The following is a 17,424-nucleotide window of genomic DNA, read 5'->3' on the forward strand; positions in this document are numbered from 1 at the left end:
TTGAATTTACTTGCAATAGGCCAGCTATTGACGTGTAAATTCGCCTTGTTTTCACTGGAAATCTCTTAACCAGAGCTCAGGTTAAATAAAGGTTGCGATCTCATCGATAGATTTTTTATCGAGCGCGTGAGCAGGTATGGTTGCATTCTCACTTGGGTAACCTGCAATAAGCAGCATATACGGGCGTTCGTTATCTTTATCTCGGCCACAAATATCGGTTAAAAAGCTCATTGGCTTTGGCGTATGAGTCAATGTAGCAAGGCCAGCTCTGTGCAGAGCTTGAATTAAAAAGCCGGTAGCAAGGCCAACTGATTCATGCACGTAGTAATTAGTGTTTTTATCATCACTGCTTACGCCGCCCTTTTTTTGACTAAATACCGCAATAAGCCAAGGCGCATGCTCTAAATAAGGTTTATTGGCATCGGTTCCCAGTGGCTTTAATGCCTCTAACCATTCTTCACCTGCCCGTCCTTCATAAAAAGAGCGCTCTAGTTTTTCGGCCGCTTCTCTTATTTGTTTTTTAATATCACTGCTGTTTATTGCCACAAAATGCCACGGTTGATGATTTGCACCACTTGGTGCCGTGCCCGCAGCTTTAATGCAGGTTTCAATAATATCTTTGGGGACAGGGCGATCGCTAAAACTACGAATACTATGGCGGCGTTGGCTGGTTTGTAAAAACTCGTTAGCACGTTTTAGCATTTCACCGTGAGGGTATTCTATAAAATCGTTCAGTGGTTGGCTTTGATGTTTTTGCATGGCTTTTCGCTTCTTATAAATAGTGTGTAGTTTTTATACCGAGTGAATATAGCTCATGCAAGTCTTATTAGTGTTTATCTTTTGTTACAAACTTTACTGATAAGTAACTAATGTTCCTATTTTTCTTGTGATATAACAGACTAGAAAAAATAATTATTAAAATTAAAGGAAGTAAAAATGCTATCAATAAAAGGGTTATCAAAAACCTACGATAATGGCGTTCATGCATTACAAGGTGTTAATTTAACTATTCCTAAAGGGATGTTTGGTTTACTGGGCCCTAATGGTGCGGGGAAATCTTCATTAATGCGAACGATCGCTACACTGCAATCAGCCGATAGTGGCAGCGTTGTATTTGATGGTATTGATGTGCTAACACAACCTAAAAGCTTACGTGAGCGTTTAGGTTATTTACCACAAGACTTTGGTGTTTATCAGCGTGTTAGTGCTTATGATTTACTTGATCATATGGCGATTTTGAAAGGTTTAAGTAATAAGGCTGAACGTAAAGAGGCCGTTGAAGGGTTGTTAGCACAAACCAATTTATATGATCATCGAAAAAATGCGGTGAGTGGTTTCTCGGGCGGTATGCGCCAACGTTTTGGTATTGCACAAGCTTTATTAGGCGATCCTGATTTACTAATTGTAGATGAGCCAACAGCAGGTCTAGATCCTGAAGAGCGCAATCGCTTTCATAACTTATTGGTTGGTTTAGGCGAAAGTAAAGTGGTGATTTTATCAACGCATATAGTTGAAGATGTGTCTGAGCTTTGCCCAAATATGGCCGTGTTAGCAAGTGGCCAAATTTTACTTGAAGGCAACCCAATTGAGTTGACTAACACGCTGCAGGGAAAAATATGGCACAAAGCGATGAGCCAAGCAGAAGCTGCAGAGCTGGAACAATCATTACCGGTAATAGCGAAGCGTTTGTTTGCAGGCAAAACATTACTCAGTGTGTTTGCTGACGATGCGCCAGAAGGGTTTGAGTCTAAGCCTGCTGATTTAGAAGACGTCTATTTTTCAACATTGCACCAACACCGCAATAAAGCAGCATAAGGATACTGATTATGTTGTTTAAAATGATGCAATTTGAGCTGCGCTATTTTATGCGTCAGCCCTCTTTCTATATCACGTCACTTATTTTGTTTTTTCTTACTTTTATGGCATCGGTTTCTGACTCGGTGCAAATAGGGGGAAGCAGCAATGTAAATATAAATTCTCCTTACGCAATTTTGCAAGTTATTGCGATTATGTCGGTGTTTGCTATTTTTTTAGTGGTCAACTTTGTTGGAAGCTCAGCTATTCGTGATGACGTGAGTAAGCTCAATGAATTGGTACTGAGTAAGCCACTAAACATCGCTCAGTATAGAGCTGGTCGATTCATTGGGGCTTATTTAGTCACGCTATTAGTGTTTTCAAGCACTATGTTGGGTGTGTGGGTTGGCAGTGGTTTTGGTAGCTTAATGGGTTGGTTAGACAGTGAAATGATAGGTGAAAACCAACTAAGTTATTATTTAGTGCCTTTCTTTTATATTGCAGTTCCTTCTTTGTTTGTTGTCTCATCGCTCATTAATGCTGTGGCAATGCGCTTTCGTAGCATGGTAACGCTCTATCTAGTTGCTGTTGCCCTACTTATTAGCTATCTGGTTGGATCTAATATTTTCTCTGATATCCAATATCGTGAAATCTCAGCTTACCTAGATATGTTTGGTATGTCGGCAATGAGAATGCAGATGGAATACTGGACAATAGCAGAGCGTAATGTAATGGAAATTACGTTAACTGATCAGTTATTACATAATAGGTTAATTTGGGTCGGTGTTGCCTTACTAGCATTGGCAATTACAGCACTCAATACATCTCATCACTTGGCTCAAAAGCAAAAAGTGAAAGGCAAGGCGAGTAAAAATAATAATACTAATTTTGCAGCTGCACTTAAGTTTAATATAACGGCAAAAGCGACGGGAAATAATGCGTGGTGGCAATTTTTAACGCGTACTGTTTTTGAAGTCAAACAAGTTATAAAAAGCTATTCGTTTGGTATTTTACTTATTTTATCTTTAGCGACATTAATTCCAGCGTTGGTAGGCTCAATGGGTCCATACGGAACTAATGTTTGGCCAGTCACATTTAGAATGGTTGAGCTTATTCAAGGTAGCTTTGGTATATTGATGATGATAGTACTTGTTTACTATTGTGGTGAACTTGTATGGCATGATCGTGAATCACGAATGGCCGATATTATTGATGCGTACCCTGTTGCGAATTGGGTGTTCTGGGGCTCTAAATATGTAGCGCTGAGTGCTGTTTTATTATTGTTATGCGCATTTGGCTCCGTGGTGACATTGTTTTATCAAATGATGATGGGCATGGCGAACTTTGATATTGCACAATATGTAATTAGACTCGGTTATTTATTTGTACTCGGGCTGATCTTCCAAGGTGGTTTTGCCTTTTTACTACAAGTAATTAGCCCAAATAAATACGTAGGTATGGGATTATATGTACTGTACTTTATCGCTACTTTGGTGATGAGTAACTATGGTTTTGAGCATAATATGTTTGTAATAGGTGGCACGCCAGAGGCGCCTTATTCAGATATTAATGGTTATGGCCACTTTTTAACTGCGGTGCATTGGTATAATTTATACTGGTTAGGTTTTAGTATGATTATTGCTGCACTTAGCTATGCGCTTTGGCCTCGTGGTGCTGGGCAAAATTTAAAAGCACGCGTTCAGTTGTTAGGCTATCAGCTAGGCAATTCAGGTAAAGCGGTTATTGTATGTGGTACCCTTATTTTTGGTGGTGTAGGAAGTTTTATTTACTACAACACAACGGTTCTCAATCAATTTATAACCAGTGAACAGTATGAAGACTTACAAGAGCAGTATGAGCGTGAGTTTGGTCAGTTTGTAGATGCGGCTTTACCTATTCCAACAGATGTTGTTGTTACTGCTGATATCTACCCTAAAGAACGTCGTATTACAGCTACTGTGGTAATGCAGATAGAGAATAAATCGCAACAACCGATTACACGAATATTAGTAAATAAGCCTGATCATACTCATAAATGGAGTGTTGAGGTGAATGGCGCGCAACTTGGGGAGTTAAACGAGCAGTATCGTCATGCTTGGTTAGAGTTTACTAAACCCATGCAACCAAACGAAAGCCGTGAAATTACAATGAGCGTAGAGCGTTATACCGAAGGGTTTGAAGATAGAGGAAGCGATGAGCGACTTGTGTATAACGGTACTTTTATTGACAACACGGCACTGTTCCCTAGTTTTGGTTATTCCTTTGGTAAGCAAATACAAGATAAAAATGAGCGTCGTCAAAGAGGTTTACCAGAGTTAAAACGCGGTAATAAAATTGAAGAAACGCAATATTATAACCAACCTTTGTTTGCGGATAATTATGTCAGTTTTGCTGCCACTATTACCACCGATGAGTCGCAAATTGCGATGGTTCCAGGTTACTTGCAATCACAAAGTACTATAGATGGCCGTACTACTTTTGTATACGAAATGGATGCGCCTATGTTGCATTTTTACACTTTGCTCTCAATGGAGCTTGAGGTGAAAAAAGAGCTGCACAATGGTGTAAATATTGAGGTTTACCATCACAAAGATCATGCTTGGAATGTAGATGCAATGATTCAATCGACTAAAGATTCTTTAGATTACTTCTCTAAAGAGTTTGGTCCTTATCAGCATAAGCAAATGCGTATTATTGAGTTCCCTCGTTATCGTAGCTTTGCGCAGAGTTTTGCTAATACAGTACCGTTCTCTGAAAATATGGGCTTCATTACCGATACGCGTGACTCTGATAACATTAACTTTCCTTACTATGTTACCTCGCATGAGTTAGCACACCAATGGTGGGCGCACCAAGTGATTGGCGCAAACGTCGAAGGCTCTAATATTTTGTCTGAAATGTTATCGCAATATTCAGCAATTATGGTGATGAAAGAAAAGTATGGTGAAAATAACCTGCGTAAGTTTTTAAAGTATGAACTTGATCGCTACTTGTTTGGGCGCACAACTGAGTCTTATGATGAGCGTACTCTTGCACGTACAGTAGGGCAGCAATACATCCACTATAACAAAGGGTCTGTAGTTATGATGGCCATCCATGATTTACTGGGTGAACAACGTTTAAATACAGTTTTACGAGCGTTTTTACAAGATTACCAATATGCGCAAGAACGTTATCCAACCACGTTAGACTTTATTACTTATTTAAAACGAGAGGCGAGTGAGCAAGAGCAAATATTTATTGAAGATCAGTTTAATGCTATTACATTATATGAGCTAAAACTCAGTGATATTAATGTGCAAGAGGCTGAATCTGTTGATGGCGAACATATTATTACGCTAACAATTTCTGCAGCAAAAAAACATGCAGATGGTGAAGGAAATGAAGAAGATGTACCGCTAGCGCAAATGATAGATATTGCTTTATTTAGTGCAGATCCGAATGAGATACATAGTGAAAATACGGTGATCTACATGCAAAAACACGAGATAAAAACAGGTGAAAATACTATTATATTAAAGGTAACAGAGTTACCTAAATTTGCTGGTGTTGACCCTTTTATTAAATTAATTGATAAGAAAAGTGGCGATAATATTAAAGCACTTTAGTTTTTAAGTGCAGTATAAAAAATGCCAGTCGTTTTACTGACTGGCATTTTTATAGCTATTAAAAGAGGTTATTGATAGCTAACAGTAAAGTTATTTCTACTATATATAAACTCATTTAGTAAGCAGCCCTCATCCTAAACTTTGTAGAAAATTGTATAAATTTTTGTATGAACCGCTACATTTTCCCCACACCTTCTTACGAACTTAACTCTAGTTATTTTGTACACTGTTGTCATTGAGAGTAAACAACAAGAGATAAGCATGAAACAGCTAATGATAAGCGTTTTAATACTAAGTTTAACTGCTTGCTCGGCGGTGACGATTCAGCCACAGCAAGCAGCTAAAATAACAAGCAAAGCGAGTTATGAAGATAGCCGACCGTTCTTTTTATGGGGGTTGGTTGGAGAAGAACGCGTTGATGTGAAAAAAGTATGTGTAGATAAATCAGTGACGCAAATGCAGTCGCAACAGACCTTTAGCGACGGAGCACTTAGCCTAATTACGCTCGGTATATATGCACCTCACACTATTAAAGTATGGTGCCAAGATGAAATAGTGGGAGAGGCATTATGAGTATTAAGCTACTTATAACAAGTTGTACGTTAATTATATTAACGGGATGTACGAACATTTACTTTGATAATGGCGTACAAGACAACGTGAGCAATAAGGCTCAAGAGAGTTCACAATGGCATCATAACTTTGCTCTTGCATTATATGAAGGATCTAAGCCGTTAGATTTAAGTACTCATTGCCCACAAGGTGAATGGCAAAGTGTTCATACGTATAAATCCTTTACCAATGGTTTAGCTGAATTAGCTGTTAATCAAGTGGGTCCTGCTTGGTATCCTAAAACAGTTGAAGTGAGCTGTACTAAAGTGCCATTTAAATAACGTAATAAACGAGAAAAGGGCCTTGCGGCCCTTTGTGTTGCAGCAAGTAACACATTCTTTTTATAGGCTAAAGTCTACAGAGTAGGCAACGTAAGCTTTTAAATCTGAGCTATCGATATCATTATCAGATAGGCCAAAAGTGAAGCCATCCTTAGAGATTGAAACGCCGTAATCGATGATGTTGTCATCACCAATAAAGTCGCCTGAGTAATGCCCCAAATGCAGCGCTACTTCAGTTCCATTACTACCAATAGCGAATCCATAGTCTGCTGTTAAATAAAGTGAATCACCAAAGTCGGAGCCATCACCACTAGCAGCTGAAGTTGCTAATACCGAAGCACCAAAAGTGAAACCTTCTACACTGATACTCCCGTAAATCTCAGAGAAATTTGCGTCAGCTTCTGAAGCAGCATCAGGGTAGGCATAGTAAATATAACCAATATCATAGCTAACGCTTTCATTGATTGCGCCACCAAAGCCTGCATATAAGTCGAGCTCGTAGGTCATTTCATCAGCCCAAGAGGCATTTGATGCCCATGTACCGGCATAAAAGCCAGATTCGTTAGCGCAATCAATTCCGCCAGAAATAGCAGCGTCGCCTCCTGTTTGCTCTTGACCACGCCATAAGTAGTTAGAGGTTGCTGCTGCATTTGCAGTGACCTCTGCAAATGTCGTTGTTGATGCTATGCCTGTAAACGCCAGTGCACTGAAGAGTATTGTTTTGTGTAGTTTTAGCATGTTTCATTCCCGCTATATGATTTTTGCATACCAAGGTTTTATTATGTGTTGCTTTGACCTTTTAACTGGATGCATTTTTATTATTTAACTGGGAAGGTAATAGCACTGTATGTGCCAGTCTCGTTTTAATTATTTTTAAATAAAATTAATACTATTAAAACAATTGCTTATGATGGAATGATGTTTTTACAAGGAAGTATTTTGATTTTCTGTCGCACGCTGCTGGTGCATAAACTAACCTAGCTGCACTATTAAAGTACAGCTAGAAAAGGTTTTTTAGCCAAAAATAGTGCGCATTAGACTAATAGTTTCGTTAACGCCGCGACCTTTTTGTACTTCATTTATTATAGAGTCACGTTTACTGCGAATATGCTCAGGGATATCATCAGCAGCAAGTGCACGGTCTACTAATATTTCAGCCGATTCTTTACCTCTACGTTGAGTCTTACCTGTCGTAGTTGTGCTGCGCTTAGGCTTACTCAATAGTTTTATGTAATTAGAACTATCTGGTGTTTTATCATCAGCGTAGTAAAAGAAACATGGTATTAGTGCTTTAATAGCAACCAGTTGTTCTTCTAATTCGTTGCTTGCGCTAGCCATTTTGTACCATGACATAGCTTGAATACCTTTAACAATATCTTGCCAGTAGCGCTCAAAATCACTATTTTTAAGTTTAGGAACACCAAGAGCACCACATAATGCATCTAATCGATTATTAGTGATTGGAGTAAATAAATCTGGACGACGCATTGCTAGCAAACGAGTTGCAGGTGCAAGCGTTGGTTTTTCACCATTATCTGTGAATACTTTTGAATAAGCAGCAACAAATTGTTGATACTCATATTGAGTGATGTCACCTTCAAGTGGGATATTTGCAAGTGCGTCATCAAAAGCACCCGGTAGATCGGCAAGCATCTGATGAAAACTTTTTGCACTTTTCGTTGATGCAAACCATTCAACGTCAAAGTTATAAGTACTTGGATCAAGTGATGCCATATGCTTACCGCTAAACGCAAGTAAGTCTTCAGGGATCATATCTTTAAGTGATTGTTCGCGAATACTCTTAATATAGCTAACTAAACGAAGTTGTTCATCAAGTGCAATAACGTCTTTGTGTTGTTCAACAAATACACTAACTACAGGCCACGGTGCAATACGCAACGTTTTAACTTGTAAAAAGCTGATCGCTGAAATGAGCTGATCATGAAGCTTTTTAAGTACAGGCAACTGTTGTGGCTCTAGTAAATCGTAGTTCATACGATCTCTGCTTGCGCTTAATAGTTCGTAACACCAAGGTAAAAAATCATCAGGGTGGTTTTCTACTTTCACGGCCATAAGGTTAAGGCTTAACTCTGAAGATTGCTTCAGAATGTTCTGATAGATGTTATTTTCTTGTTCGCCTAGTGTCATTTTTGACGGTGAAATTAGCAGTTTTTTCATGCCTTGTAGAATCTCCGGATTAGATATATAATTTTTTGCTGGTCTATTTTAGCGCAATTACATCAATAACAACAGCACTGTCCTTCCCCCTCTTAATTGAAGTAGTTAAATCATGATGTTTTTCAAGCAATAAATATTGAATTATCGATGTATATTATTCATTGCCATCTAATATAAATAGGCTTTCAGCTGAGATATTTCAGTGCATATTCATTTCGAAATGATTTAATTACTAATAATGAGTTTTTTTAACTTCACAATGCTTTTAAAGCTAACAGTCGCTATGATAAGAATATTATTTGCACGTTTTAAAGGACGATCATGAAAACCTTACTTAAAATTATTGGTGTAATACTATTATTATGTATTGCATTAATTGTTGCAGCACCTTTTTTAATTCCTACCGATACCATTTTTAATAAAGTATCGCAGCAGGTAGAACAAACTACTGGGCGCACTCTTACTATTAAAGGTGATAAAACTCTCAGTGTGTTTCCTGCCCTAAAGTTAGAACTTAACGATGTGCATTTTGCAAATATGGAATCAGGTTCGCGCGCCGACATGGCGAGTATGAAACAGCTTGCTGTACATATACCTTGGTTTTCATTATTTGGTGGTGAGTTTAAACTAGATAAGTTTGTTATAAACGAACCAAATATCCTATTAGAAACCGACAAAAATGGTAAAGCTAATTGGCAGTTGTTTGATGCAGTTGCAGAGCAACCTAAAGAGCAAAGCCAATCAGGTGAAGCGATAAAGCTTCCAGATAACTTTGATATTGAGCTAGGTGAGGTTGCTATTTATGGCGGCACCTTTACTTACCTAGATGGTCAAACAGGTGCTAAGCAACAAATTAGCGATTTAGAACTCGCTATTTTACTTCCTTCACTTCGTAAAACATTAGAAGTAAAAGGAGGTATTACTTATATGCAGGAGCGCTTTGAGCTTGATATAAAACTAGATACTCCTGCTAAAGCAATTGAAGGTGCAACTTTTAATGTTGAGCAAAGTTTAGATTCTCGTTTAGTTGATTTAACGTTCAAAGGAAGTATAGCTAAGCAAGGGCAAGATATTAAAGGTCAACTAGCACTGAACGGTGAGTCTGTTAAAAGTATTGCGAAATGGCAAGGTGTAGAGTTAGACGCTAAAGACAATGCTTTTAACGCATTTAGTGTAAACGGTAAAATGCACCTAGTAGGTGAGAAATTTAATTTAGAAGACTTAGTCGCGACGTTAGACGCATTGGAAATAAAAGGTAAGAGCGAGCTCAATCTAGGCAAACGTTTAGCTATAAATGCTGATATTGATTTAGGTATGCTTGATTTAAACCCGTACCTACCTGAAGCAGTAGCAAAACAAGAAGAGCCAGTAGAGCAAAATGATAAACCTGCAGAACCAATAGTATGGGATGACAGTAAAATTGATTTAAGTGCATTAAATTCACTAGATGCGGATGTAGTTATTCGTTCAAGTGGATTAAAAGCCAACGATATTAAGCTCGATGCTAATCAATTTACTGTCGCCTTAAAAAATAGCATTGTAAAACTAAGTCTAGATAGCTTTTCTGCTTATGAGGGGTCAGGTAAAGGCGTTATCAATGTAAACGCACAACAAGTACCTTATAAAATATCAACTAATTTTGACTTGGCAGACATAGATGCACAGCCTTTATTAACGGATGCGACAGGTTTTGACAAACTGATGGGTAAGGGGTCTTTAAATTGGAACCTAAATACAACAGGTCAAAGTCAAAAATCATTTATTGGTGCGCTTAACGGAAAGCTTGGATTTGAGTTTGCTGACGGAGCTGTAAAAGGTGCGAATATAGCTGAGATGGTTCGTAAAGGTAAGGAGCTTATTTCAGGCAACTTTGGTGCTGCATCTGAAGGGCTTGATAGCGGATTTGAAGAATCAGAGCAAACAGATTTCTCAGCATTATCGGGTAGCTTTAACTTTACCAACGGCGTTGGGAGAAATACTGATCTATCACTAATTAGCCCGTTAATTAGAATATCTGGTGAAGGTGATGTTAATTTACCTGAAACAACAGTAAATTATCGCTTAGTAACCGGCATTGTTAGCTCAATCGAAGGACAAGGTACTACCGACGACAGTACTGGGTTTAAAATACCACTTCGAATAAAAGGGCCTTTTCACGATGTAAGCATAAAGCTTGATGTAAGTAATGTGCTTAAGGATGAAGCCAAACAAAAAGTCGATGAAGCAAAAGAAAAAGCTAAAAAGAAGGCGAAAGAAAAAATTAAAGATAAATTAAAAGGTTTATTTGGTTAATTTACTTTGATTTAAACAAACAAGGCACCTTAGAGGTGTCTTGTTTGTTTTGTAACCATCTGTAAAATAGTTACATAGCCGTAATTGCTCAAGTTTAATTATCTCCCACTCTAAATTAATTAAAAAATAACCTATCGCTACTCCTTCAATGCTGGTACAATTGCCCGCCCTTAAGAGACAACTCGTTTGTTTTTGAGTGGGATTTAATCGAAATGTCTTGATTTTAAACAAATTTAAGACACGTTGTAATTACTACACCGGAGGTCATTAACATGATCCAAATGCAAACTCAGCTGGAAGTTGCTGATAACAGCGGCGCTCGCAAAGTGCAGTGTATAAAAGTCCTTGGTGGTTCACACCGTCGCTACGCAGCGATTGGCGACATCATTAAAGTTTCTGTTAAAGAAGCTATTCCTCGCGGTAAAGTGAAGAAAGGTGATGTTAAAAACGCGGTAGTTGTGCGTACCAGAAAAGGTGTTCGCCGTCCAGATGGTTCTTTGATCCGTTTTGACAGCAACGCTGCTGTTATCTTAAATGATAACTTACAGCCAATTGGTACACGTATTTTCGGCCCTGTGACTCGCGAACTTCGTAATGATAAGTTCATGAAAATCGTTTCACTAGCCCCAGAAGTACTGTAAGGAGCCAATCATGGCAGCAAAAATACGTCGTGATGACGAAGTAATCGTACTAGCAGGTAAAGACAAAGGTAAGCGCGGAAAAGTGCTTTCAGTTGTTACTGAATCTGGTCGAATCTTTGTCGAAGGCATAAACTTGATCAAGAAACACCAAAAGCCGGTTCCACAATTGAACCAAGCTGGCGGTATTGTTGAGAAAGAAGCATCTATGGATGCATCAAACGTTGCGATCTTCAACTCGGAAACGAGTAAAGCAGATCGTGTAGGTTTCAAGATTGAAGATGGTAAGAAATTACGTATCTTTAAATCTACTGGTAAAACTATCTAATAGTTGGAGTAGAATGATGGCGAAACTGCATGAAGTATACAAAGACAAAGTAGTAACTGAACTTCAAGAGAAGTTTGGCTTCAGCTCTGTCATGCAAGTCCCTCAGATCGAAAAGATCACATTGAATATGGGCGTGGGCGAAGCCCTAGCTGACAAGAAGATTTTAGATCACGCAGTAGCGGATTTAGCAGCAATCTCTGGTCAGAAACCTTTAATCACTAAAGCACGCAAATCTGTTGCTGGCTTTAAAGTGCGTGAAGGCTACCCGATTGGTTGTAAAGTAACCCTACGCGGCGAGCGTATGTGGGACTTTTTTGAGCGTTTGGTATCAATCGCTATCCCACGTATTCGTGACTTCCGTGGCGTAAGTGCTAAGTCTTTTGATGGACGTGGTAACTACAGCATGGGCGTACGTGAACAAATCATCTTCCCAGAAATCGATTACGATAAAGTAGACCGTGTACGCGGTATGGATATTACTATCACTACTTCTGCGAAATCTGATGAGGAAGGCCGTGCGTTGTTAGAAGCGTTTAACTTCCCATTTAAGAAATAAGGGTAGGGTTATGGCAAAGAATTCTATGAAAGCGCGCGAAGCAAAGCGCACAAAACTAGTTGCTCAATTCGCTGAAAAGCGTACAGCACTAAAAGCTATCATCGCAGATGTTAATTCATCTGAAGATGATCGTTGGGACGCGGTTCTTAAGCTACAAGCTTTACCTCGTGATTCTAGCCCTGTACGTCAACGTAATCGTTGTAACATTACGGGCCGCCCACATGGTTACCTTCGCAAATTCGGCATGAGCCGTATTAAAGTTCGCGAAGCAGCTATGCGCGGTGAAATTCCTGGCCTTAAAAAGGCTAGCTGGTAATAGAATCATGGGAGTAAGACTATGAGCTTGCAAGATCCTATCGCGGATTTGTTTACACGTATCCGTAACGGTCAATCAGCGAAGAAAGTATCTGTAACGATGCCAACTTCAAAGCTGAAAGTAGCATTAGCTAAAGTACTAAAAGACGAAGGTTATATCGTAGATTTCGCTGTTAACAGCGAAGCGAAACCTGAGCTTTCTATCGAGTTGAAGTACTTCGAAGGCAAAGCTGTAATTGAAAATATCCAGCGTGTAAGTCGCCCTGGTCTACGTATCTATAAGAAACGTGACCAATTACCTAAGGTAATGGGTGGTCTTGGTATCGCTATCGTATCAACTTCTAAAGGCCTAATGACAGACCGCACAGCACGTAGTGCTGGTGTTGGTGGTGAAATCATTGGTTTTGTAGCTTAATCGGAGGGGAACTATGTCTCGCATAGCAAAGGCACCAATTACTGTTCCTGCCGGTGTAGAAGTTACATTAAAAGGCCAGGAAATCACAGTTAAAGGCAAAAACGGTGAACTTACTCGTACTATCAACAATGCTGTTGAAGTACAAGTTAACGACAACGTTATTACTACTTTACCTCGTGATGGCGTAGCTAATGCATGGGCTCAAGCAGGTACTGCTCGTGCTCTAATCAACAACATGGTTGTTGGTACGCATGAAGGTTACGAGAAGAAACTTCAGTTAGTAGGCGTGGGTTACCGTGCTGCAGCTAAGGGTAAAGTTTTAGACTTAACACTTGGCTTCTCACACCCAGTTAATTTCGCGGTTCCTGAGGGAATTACGATTGAAACTCCAAGCCAAACAGAAGTTCTAGTTAAGGGCGTAGATAAGCAGTTAGTTGGTCAAACAGCTGCTAACATTCGTGCATACCGTAAACCTGAGCCTTATAAAGGTAAGGGTGTTCGTTATTCAGATGAGAATGTACGCCGTAAAGAGGCTAAGAAGAAGTAAGGTAAGACGATGGATAAAAAAACAGCTCGTCTACGTCGTGCTAAACGCACTCGTAGAAATTATATTGAACAAGGCACAACGCGTCTTGTTATCCACCGCACGCCACGTCACATCTACGCTCAAGTTGTAAATGCTGAGGGTAATGTACTGGCTGCTGCTTCTACTGTTGAAAAGGCTATTAGCGAAACAGTTAAAGGCACCGGTAACGTTGAAGCTGCGCAAGCAGTTGGCAAAGCGGTTGCTGAACGTGCGGCTGACAAAGGCATCGAAAAGATTGCTTTTGATCGCAGTGGCTTTAAATATCACGGCCGTGTGAAGGCGCTAGCTGATGCTGCGCGTGAAGCCGGTTTGCAATTCTAGGAGTAGACAATGGCTAACGTAGAAGCAAAGCAACAACAGCCTGATCTAGCTGAAAAGCTAATCGCGGTAAACCGTGTGTCTAAAGTAGTTAAAGGTGGTCGTATCTTTAGCTTTACTGCACTAACTGTAGTTGGTGACGGCGCAGGTAAAGTAGGTTTTGGTTATGGTAAAGCACGTGAAGTTCCAGCTGCTATTCAAAAAGCAATGGAAAAAGCACGTCGCAACATGATCAATGTAGACCTAAATGGCAATACATTACAGCATCCTGTTAAGGGACGTCATGCTGGCTCACTAGTGTTCATGAAACCAGCCTCTGAAGGTACTGGTATCATCGCAGGTGGCGCTATGCGTGCAGTACTAGAAGTGACTGGTGTTCAGAACGTACTTTCTAAATGTTACGGTTCTACTAACCCAATCAACGTAGTACGTGCAACGATTTCGGCTCTTGAGAATATGAATTCTCCACAGTCAATCGCTGCAAAACGTGGCCTTCGCGTAGACGAAATACTGGGGTAACCATGGCAAATCAAACTGTAAAAGTAACACAAGTAAAAAGCTCTATCGGTCGTTTACCGAAACATAAAGCTACATTACGCGGTCTTGGTTTACGTCGTATCAACCACACTGTTGAGTTAGAAGACACAGCATGTGTACGTGGTATGATAAACAAGGTTTCTTACATGGTTAAGGTAGAGGGTTAATTTCATGCATTTGAATACACTTTCACCTGCTGCAGGTTCAAAAACTGCTCCAAAACGTGTTGGTCGTGGTATCGGTTCTGGTCTAGGTAAGACTGGTGGTCGTGGTCACAAAGGTCAAAAGTCACGTTCTGGCGGTAAAGTACGCGTTGGTTTTGAAGGCGGTCAAATGCCTATGCAACGTCGTCTACCTAAATTTGGTTTCACTTCTCGCAAATCTTTAGTATCTGCAGAAATAAACCTTTTTGAAATCGCTAAAGTAGAAGGCGATGTGGTAGACCTAAGCGCGTTACAAGCAGCTGGTCTAGTTAAAAAGAACGTTCTTTTCGTTAAAGTTGTTAAATCTGGCGAAGTTTCACGCGCTGTTACTGTAAAAGGCCTTAAAGCCTCTAAAGGTGCACGCGAAGCTATTGAAGCTGCCGGAGGCAAGGTAGAAGACTAAGGAAGTACTAATGGCTAAACCAGGTCAAGATACACAAAGTGCACAAAGTGGACTTTCGGAATTGAAGCGCCGATTACTCTTCGTATTGGGTGCTATCATAATTTACCGTCTAGGTTCATTTGTGCCGATCCCTGGGATTGACGCCGCTGTACTTGCCGATTTCTTCGAGCAACAAAAGGGCACCATTGTTGAAATGTTCAACATGTTCAGTGGTGGTGCACTTGAGCGAGCTTCAGTGTTAGCACTGGGTATTATGCCGTATATCTCGGCTTCGATTATTACGCAACTATTAACGCATATGTATCCTCCGTTTATAGAGCTTAAGAAAGAAGGTGAGCAAGGGCGTAAAAAAATTAGCCAGTACACACGCTATGGCACGCTTGTGCTAGCTACTATTCAATCAATCGGTATTGCTTCTAGCTTACCGGGCATGATGGAGGGGTTAGTTGTTAACCCAGGTCTTGGTTTCTATTTCACCGCTGTGGTGAGTTTAGTAACTGGTACTATGTTCCTTATGTGGTTGGGTGAACAAATAACAGAACGCGGTATCGGTAACGGTATCTCAGTTCTAATATTTGTTGGTATTGTAGCTAACTTGCCGTCTGCTATTGGTTCGACAGTCGAAATGGCGCGCCAAGGTGATTTGAATGTTTTTGTACTGTTGATGGTTGCGGTAATTGTATTCGCTGTTACTTATCTTGTAGTGTTTTTTGAACGTGGACAACGTCGTATTGTTGTAAACTACGCTAAACGCCAACAAGGTCGTCAAGTATTTGCTGCTCAAAGCACGCATTTACCACTAAAAGTAAACATGGCGGGTGTTATTCCACCAATCTTCGCTAGCAGTATAATTCTGTTCCCTGGTACAATTGCTAGCTGGTTCGGCCAAGGTGAAGGTCCGGTCGCTGATGTATTACAAGCTGTTGCTACTACGTTGACCCCAGGTCAACCGTTGTACTCACTTGTTTTAGCTGCGGCTATAATCTTCTTCTGCTTTTTCTACACAGCGTTGGTGTTTAACCCACGTGAAACAGCAGATAACCTTAAGAAATCTGGCGCATTTATCCCAGGTATTCGTCCAGGTGAGCAGACATCTAAATACATTGATAAAGTGATGACACGCCTGACATTGGCAGGTGCTTTGTATATAACCTTTATCTGTCTGGTGCCCGAATTCATGACTATGGCATGGCAAACGCCATTCTATTTCGGCGGTACATCAATTTTGATTATCGTTGTTGTAATCATGGACTTTATGGCACAAGTACAGACTCACCTGATGTCTCATCAGTATGATTCTGTGCTGAAAAAAGCGAACCTTAAAGGCTACGGTCGATAAGGTCAGTTTACGGAGTTGAGCAATGAAAGTACGTGCTTCCGTTAAGAAAATATGCCGTAACTGTAAAGTTATTAAACGTGCTGGTGTAGTACGCGTAATTTGCAGTGAGCCTAAGCATAAGCAAAGGCAAGGCTAAGTAAACAGTCGTGCAGGCTGAGTTTTCTCGGCCTGTGTTTTTAGTAGTAATTTGGTCTTCGTTTGAGTATCCTTACGGGCTTTTCAAACTTATGATTACCAAATTCGAATATAGGAGATGTGTTAGTGGCCCGTATTGCTGGCATTAACGTCCCTGATCATAAACATGCAGTTATTGGTTTAACAGCTATTTATGGCATAGGTAAGACTCGCTCTAAGGCTATCTTAGAAGCGACTGGTATCGCCGAGACCACAAAAATCGGTGAACTTTCAGACGAAATTCTTGACGTACTGCGTGATGCAGTTGGCAAGTACACTGTTGAAGGTGATCTTCGTCGTGAAGTTACTTTAAATATCAAGCGCCTTATGGATCTTGGTTGTTATCGTGGCCTACGTCACCGTCGCTCTTTACCACTACGTGGTCAAAGAACTAAGACTAACGCGCGCACCCGTAAGGGTCCTCGTAAGCCTATTAAGCGATAAGGGGATAGTATTATGGCTAAGACACCAATTCGTCGTAAAAAGGTTAAAAAACAAGTTGCTGATGGTATGGCTCATGTTCATGCGTCTTTCAACAACACTATTGTAACGATTACCGACCGTCAAGGTAATGCACTATCATGGGCTACTGCCGGTGGTTCAGGTTTCCGTGGTTCACGTAAATCTACACCATTTGCTGCTCAGGTTGCTGCAGAGCGTGCAGGTACTGCTGCTCAAGAATACGGTTTAAAAAATCTAGAAGTTTTCATCAAAGGTCCAGGTCCAGGTCGTGAATCTGCTGTACGTGCTTTGAATGCTGCTGGTTACCGTATTACCAACATTACTGACGTGACGCCAATACCACATAATGGTTGTCGTCCACCGAAGAAACGTCGCGTTTAACAAT

22 protein-coding genes are annotated in these 17,424 nt (G+C 40.2%); 19 read left to right on the forward strand and 3 right to left on the reverse strand.

Features of this window, described 5'->3' with window-relative positions; translation table 11 throughout:
- Window positions 1-81: 81 nt before the first annotated feature.
- Window positions 82-759 (reverse strand): nitroreductase family protein, encoded by a 678-nt coding sequence (locus ACJJVZ_RS04860; protein ID WP_405598615.1) that lies wholly within the window; start codon window positions 757-759, stop codon window positions 82-84.
- Window positions 760-936: 177 nt separating this feature from the next.
- Between ACJJVZ_RS04860 and ACJJVZ_RS04865 the strand changes: the two genes are divergently transcribed.
- From ACJJVZ_RS04865 to ACJJVZ_RS04880, 4 genes are all read left to right on the forward strand, one after another.
- Window positions 937-1,815, forward strand: a complete 879-nt coding sequence (locus ACJJVZ_RS04865; RefSeq protein ID WP_405598617.1) for an ABC transporter ATP-binding protein — start codon at window positions 937-939, stop codon at window positions 1,813-1,815.
- Between the two features lie 11 nt (window positions 1,816-1,826).
- On the forward strand, window positions 1,827-5,402 hold the full coding sequence (locus ACJJVZ_RS04870; protein WP_405598619.1) for an ABC transporter permease/M1 family aminopeptidase: 3,576 nt from the start codon (window positions 1,827-1,829) through the stop codon (window positions 5,400-5,402).
- Window positions 5,403-5,663: 261 nt separating this feature from the next.
- Window positions 5,664-5,975 carry a Bor family protein gene (locus ACJJVZ_RS04875; protein ID WP_342863270.1) on the forward strand — a complete coding sequence of 104 codons (312 nt, stop codon included), beginning with the start codon at window positions 5,664-5,666 and terminating at the stop codon, window positions 5,973-5,975.
- Window positions 5,972-6,295: a Bor/Iss family lipoprotein gene (locus tag ACJJVZ_RS04880; protein WP_405598621.1), complete on the forward strand. Its 324-nt coding sequence runs from the start codon at window positions 5,972-5,974 to the stop codon at window positions 6,293-6,295. The genes ACJJVZ_RS04875 and ACJJVZ_RS04880 overlap by 4 nt, the downstream gene beginning before the upstream one ends.
- Window positions 6,296-6,355: 60 nt before the next feature.
- Here the strand turns inward: ACJJVZ_RS04880 and ACJJVZ_RS04885 are convergent, their stop codons facing one another.
- Window positions 6,356-7,033 carry a TorF family putative porin gene (locus ACJJVZ_RS04885; RefSeq protein WP_405598623.1) on the reverse strand — a complete coding sequence of 226 codons (678 nt, stop codon included), beginning with the start codon at window positions 7,031-7,033 and terminating at the stop codon, window positions 6,356-6,358.
- Between the two features lie 276 nt (window positions 7,034-7,309).
- On the reverse strand, window positions 7,310-8,473 hold the full coding sequence (locus ACJJVZ_RS04890; protein ID WP_193156508.1) for a hypothetical protein: 1,164 nt from the start codon (window positions 8,471-8,473) through the stop codon (window positions 7,310-7,312).
- Window positions 8,474-8,794: 321 nt separating this feature from the next.
- Between ACJJVZ_RS04890 and ACJJVZ_RS04895 the strand changes: the two genes are divergently transcribed.
- The 15 genes from ACJJVZ_RS04895 to rpsK all read left to right on the forward strand — a co-directional run bounded on the left by ACJJVZ_RS04895 (window position 8,795) and on the right by rpsK (window position 17,420).
- On the forward strand, window positions 8,795-10,765 hold the full coding sequence (locus ACJJVZ_RS04895) for an AsmA family protein (RefSeq protein ID WP_405598625.1): 1,971 nt from the start codon (window positions 8,795-8,797) through the stop codon (window positions 10,763-10,765).
- A 272-nt stretch (window positions 10,766-11,037) separates the two neighbouring features.
- Window positions 11,038-11,406, forward strand: coding sequence for a 50S ribosomal protein L14 (gene rplN, locus ACJJVZ_RS04900; RefSeq protein ID WP_002959498.1), 369 nt, complete (start codon window positions 11,038-11,040; stop codon window positions 11,404-11,406).
- Window positions 11,407-11,416: 10 nt separating this feature from the next.
- Window positions 11,417-11,731 (forward strand): 50S ribosomal protein L24, encoded by a 315-nt coding sequence (rplX, locus tag ACJJVZ_RS04905; RefSeq protein WP_002959496.1) that lies wholly within the window; start codon window positions 11,417-11,419, stop codon window positions 11,729-11,731.
- 16 nt (window positions 11,732-11,747) lie between these two features.
- Window positions 11,748-12,287: a 50S ribosomal protein L5 gene (gene rplE, locus ACJJVZ_RS04910; protein WP_077536307.1), complete on the forward strand. Its 540-nt coding sequence runs from the start codon at window positions 11,748-11,750 to the stop codon at window positions 12,285-12,287.
- A 10-nt stretch (window positions 12,288-12,297) separates the two neighbouring features.
- A complete protein-coding gene (rpsN, locus tag ACJJVZ_RS04915) occupies window positions 12,298-12,603 on the forward strand; it encodes a 30S ribosomal protein S14 (RefSeq protein ID WP_077536305.1) in 306 nt (101 codons plus the stop codon).
- 21 nt (window positions 12,604-12,624) lie between these two features.
- The gene (rpsH, locus tag ACJJVZ_RS04920) at window positions 12,625-13,017 is read left to right on the forward strand and encodes a 30S ribosomal protein S8 (RefSeq protein ID WP_007376462.1); all 393 of its coding nucleotides are present in this window, start codon (window positions 12,625-12,627) and stop codon (window positions 13,015-13,017) included.
- A 13-nt stretch (window positions 13,018-13,030) separates the two neighbouring features.
- Window positions 13,031-13,564, forward strand: a complete 534-nt coding sequence (gene rplF, locus ACJJVZ_RS04925; protein ID WP_007376463.1) for a 50S ribosomal protein L6 — start codon at window positions 13,031-13,033, stop codon at window positions 13,562-13,564.
- 9 nt (window positions 13,565-13,573) lie between these two features.
- Window positions 13,574-13,924, forward strand: coding sequence for a 50S ribosomal protein L18 (rplR, locus tag ACJJVZ_RS04930; protein ID WP_002959486.1), 351 nt, complete (start codon window positions 13,574-13,576; stop codon window positions 13,922-13,924).
- A gap of 9 nt (window positions 13,925-13,933) precedes the next feature.
- Window positions 13,934-14,440 (forward strand): 30S ribosomal protein S5, encoded by a 507-nt coding sequence (gene rpsE, locus ACJJVZ_RS04935; RefSeq protein ID WP_002959485.1) that lies wholly within the window; start codon window positions 13,934-13,936, stop codon window positions 14,438-14,440.
- A gap of 2 nt (window positions 14,441-14,442) precedes the next feature.
- Window positions 14,443-14,625 carry a 50S ribosomal protein L30 gene (gene rpmD, locus ACJJVZ_RS04940; protein WP_002959482.1) on the forward strand — a complete coding sequence of 61 codons (183 nt, stop codon included), beginning with the start codon at window positions 14,443-14,445 and terminating at the stop codon, window positions 14,623-14,625.
- Between the two features lie 4 nt (window positions 14,626-14,629).
- Window positions 14,630-15,064: a 50S ribosomal protein L15 gene (rplO, locus tag ACJJVZ_RS04945; protein ID WP_002959480.1), complete on the forward strand. Its 435-nt coding sequence runs from the start codon at window positions 14,630-14,632 to the stop codon at window positions 15,062-15,064.
- 10 nt (window positions 15,065-15,074) lie between these two features.
- On the forward strand, window positions 15,075-16,403 hold the full coding sequence (gene secY, locus ACJJVZ_RS04950; RefSeq protein WP_405598633.1) for a preprotein translocase subunit SecY: 1,329 nt from the start codon (window positions 15,075-15,077) through the stop codon (window positions 16,401-16,403).
- Between the two features lie 22 nt (window positions 16,404-16,425).
- Window positions 16,426-16,539 carry a 50S ribosomal protein L36 gene (gene rpmJ, locus ACJJVZ_RS04955; protein ID WP_002959476.1) on the forward strand — a complete coding sequence of 38 codons (114 nt, stop codon included), beginning with the start codon at window positions 16,426-16,428 and terminating at the stop codon, window positions 16,537-16,539.
- Window positions 16,540-16,664: 125 nt separating this feature from the next.
- Entirely contained in the window at window positions 16,665-17,021 is a 357-nt protein-coding gene (rpsM, locus tag ACJJVZ_RS04960) for a 30S ribosomal protein S13 (RefSeq protein ID WP_002959473.1), read from the forward strand.
- A 12-nt stretch (window positions 17,022-17,033) separates the two neighbouring features.
- The gene (rpsK, locus tag ACJJVZ_RS04965; protein WP_002959471.1) at window positions 17,034-17,420 is read left to right on the forward strand and encodes a 30S ribosomal protein S11; all 387 of its coding nucleotides are present in this window, start codon (window positions 17,034-17,036) and stop codon (window positions 17,418-17,420) included.
- Window positions 17,421-17,424 lie beyond the last annotated feature (4 nt).

Source organism: Pseudoalteromonas sp. Ld19 (assembly GCF_045064135.1).
Lineage (GTDB): Bacteria > Pseudomonadota > Gammaproteobacteria > Enterobacterales > Alteromonadaceae > Pseudoalteromonas > Pseudoalteromonas aliena.

Excerpts from the sequence above, each read along its gene's own strand:
- ACJJVZ_RS04875 (WP_342863270.1), top strand. The coding sequence starts at position 5,664 with ATGAAACAGCTAATGATAAGCGTTTTAATACTAAGTTTAACTGCTTGC.
- rplX (WP_002959496.1), top strand. The coding sequence starts at position 11,417 with ATGGCAGCAAAAATACGTCGTGATGACGAAGTAATCGTACTAGCAGGT.
- ACJJVZ_RS04870 (WP_405598619.1), top strand. The coding sequence starts at position 1,827 with ATGTTGTTTAAAATGATGCAATTTGAGCTGCGCTATTTTATGCGTCAG.
- ACJJVZ_RS04885 (WP_405598623.1), bottom strand. The coding sequence starts at position 7,033 with ATGCTAAAACTACACAAAACAATACTCTTCAGTGCACTGGCGTTTACA.
- rplF (WP_007376463.1), top strand. The coding sequence starts at position 13,031 with ATGTCTCGCATAGCAAAGGCACCAATTACTGTTCCTGCCGGTGTAGAA.
- rplR (WP_002959486.1), top strand. The coding sequence starts at position 13,574 with ATGGATAAAAAAACAGCTCGTCTACGTCGTGCTAAACGCACTCGTAGA.
- ACJJVZ_RS04860 (WP_405598615.1), bottom strand. The coding sequence starts at position 759 with ATGCAAAAACATCAAAGCCAACCACTGAACGATTTTATAGAATACCCT.
- secY (WP_405598633.1), top strand. The coding sequence starts at position 15,075 with ATGGCTAAACCAGGTCAAGATACACAAAGTGCACAAAGTGGACTTTCG.
- ACJJVZ_RS04865 (WP_405598617.1), top strand. The coding sequence starts at position 937 with ATGCTATCAATAAAAGGGTTATCAAAAACCTACGATAATGGCGTTCAT.
- rplE (WP_077536307.1), top strand. The coding sequence starts at position 11,748 with ATGGCGAAACTGCATGAAGTATACAAAGACAAAGTAGTAACTGAACTT.
- rpsN (WP_077536305.1), top strand. The coding sequence starts at position 12,298 with ATGGCAAAGAATTCTATGAAAGCGCGCGAAGCAAAGCGCACAAAACTA.
- ACJJVZ_RS04895 (WP_405598625.1), top strand. The coding sequence starts at position 8,795 with ATGAAAACCTTACTTAAAATTATTGGTGTAATACTATTATTATGTATT.
- rplN (WP_002959498.1), top strand. The coding sequence starts at position 11,038 with ATGATCCAAATGCAAACTCAGCTGGAAGTTGCTGATAACAGCGGCGCT.
- rpsE (WP_002959485.1), top strand. The coding sequence starts at position 13,934 with ATGGCTAACGTAGAAGCAAAGCAACAACAGCCTGATCTAGCTGAAAAG.
- rpmJ (WP_002959476.1), top strand. The coding sequence starts at position 16,426 with ATGAAAGTACGTGCTTCCGTTAAGAAAATATGCCGTAACTGTAAAGTT.
- ACJJVZ_RS04880 (WP_405598621.1), top strand. The coding sequence starts at position 5,972 with ATGAGTATTAAGCTACTTATAACAAGTTGTACGTTAATTATATTAACG.
- ACJJVZ_RS04890 (WP_193156508.1), bottom strand. The coding sequence starts at position 8,473 with ATGAAAAAACTGCTAATTTCACCGTCAAAAATGACACTAGGCGAACAA.
- rpsH (WP_007376462.1), top strand. The coding sequence starts at position 12,625 with ATGAGCTTGCAAGATCCTATCGCGGATTTGTTTACACGTATCCGTAAC.
- rpmD (WP_002959482.1), top strand. The coding sequence starts at position 14,443 with ATGGCAAATCAAACTGTAAAAGTAACACAAGTAAAAAGCTCTATCGGT.
- rplO (WP_002959480.1), top strand. The coding sequence starts at position 14,630 with ATGCATTTGAATACACTTTCACCTGCTGCAGGTTCAAAAACTGCTCCA.
- rpsK (WP_002959471.1), top strand. The coding sequence starts at position 17,034 with ATGGCTAAGACACCAATTCGTCGTAAAAAGGTTAAAAAACAAGTTGCT.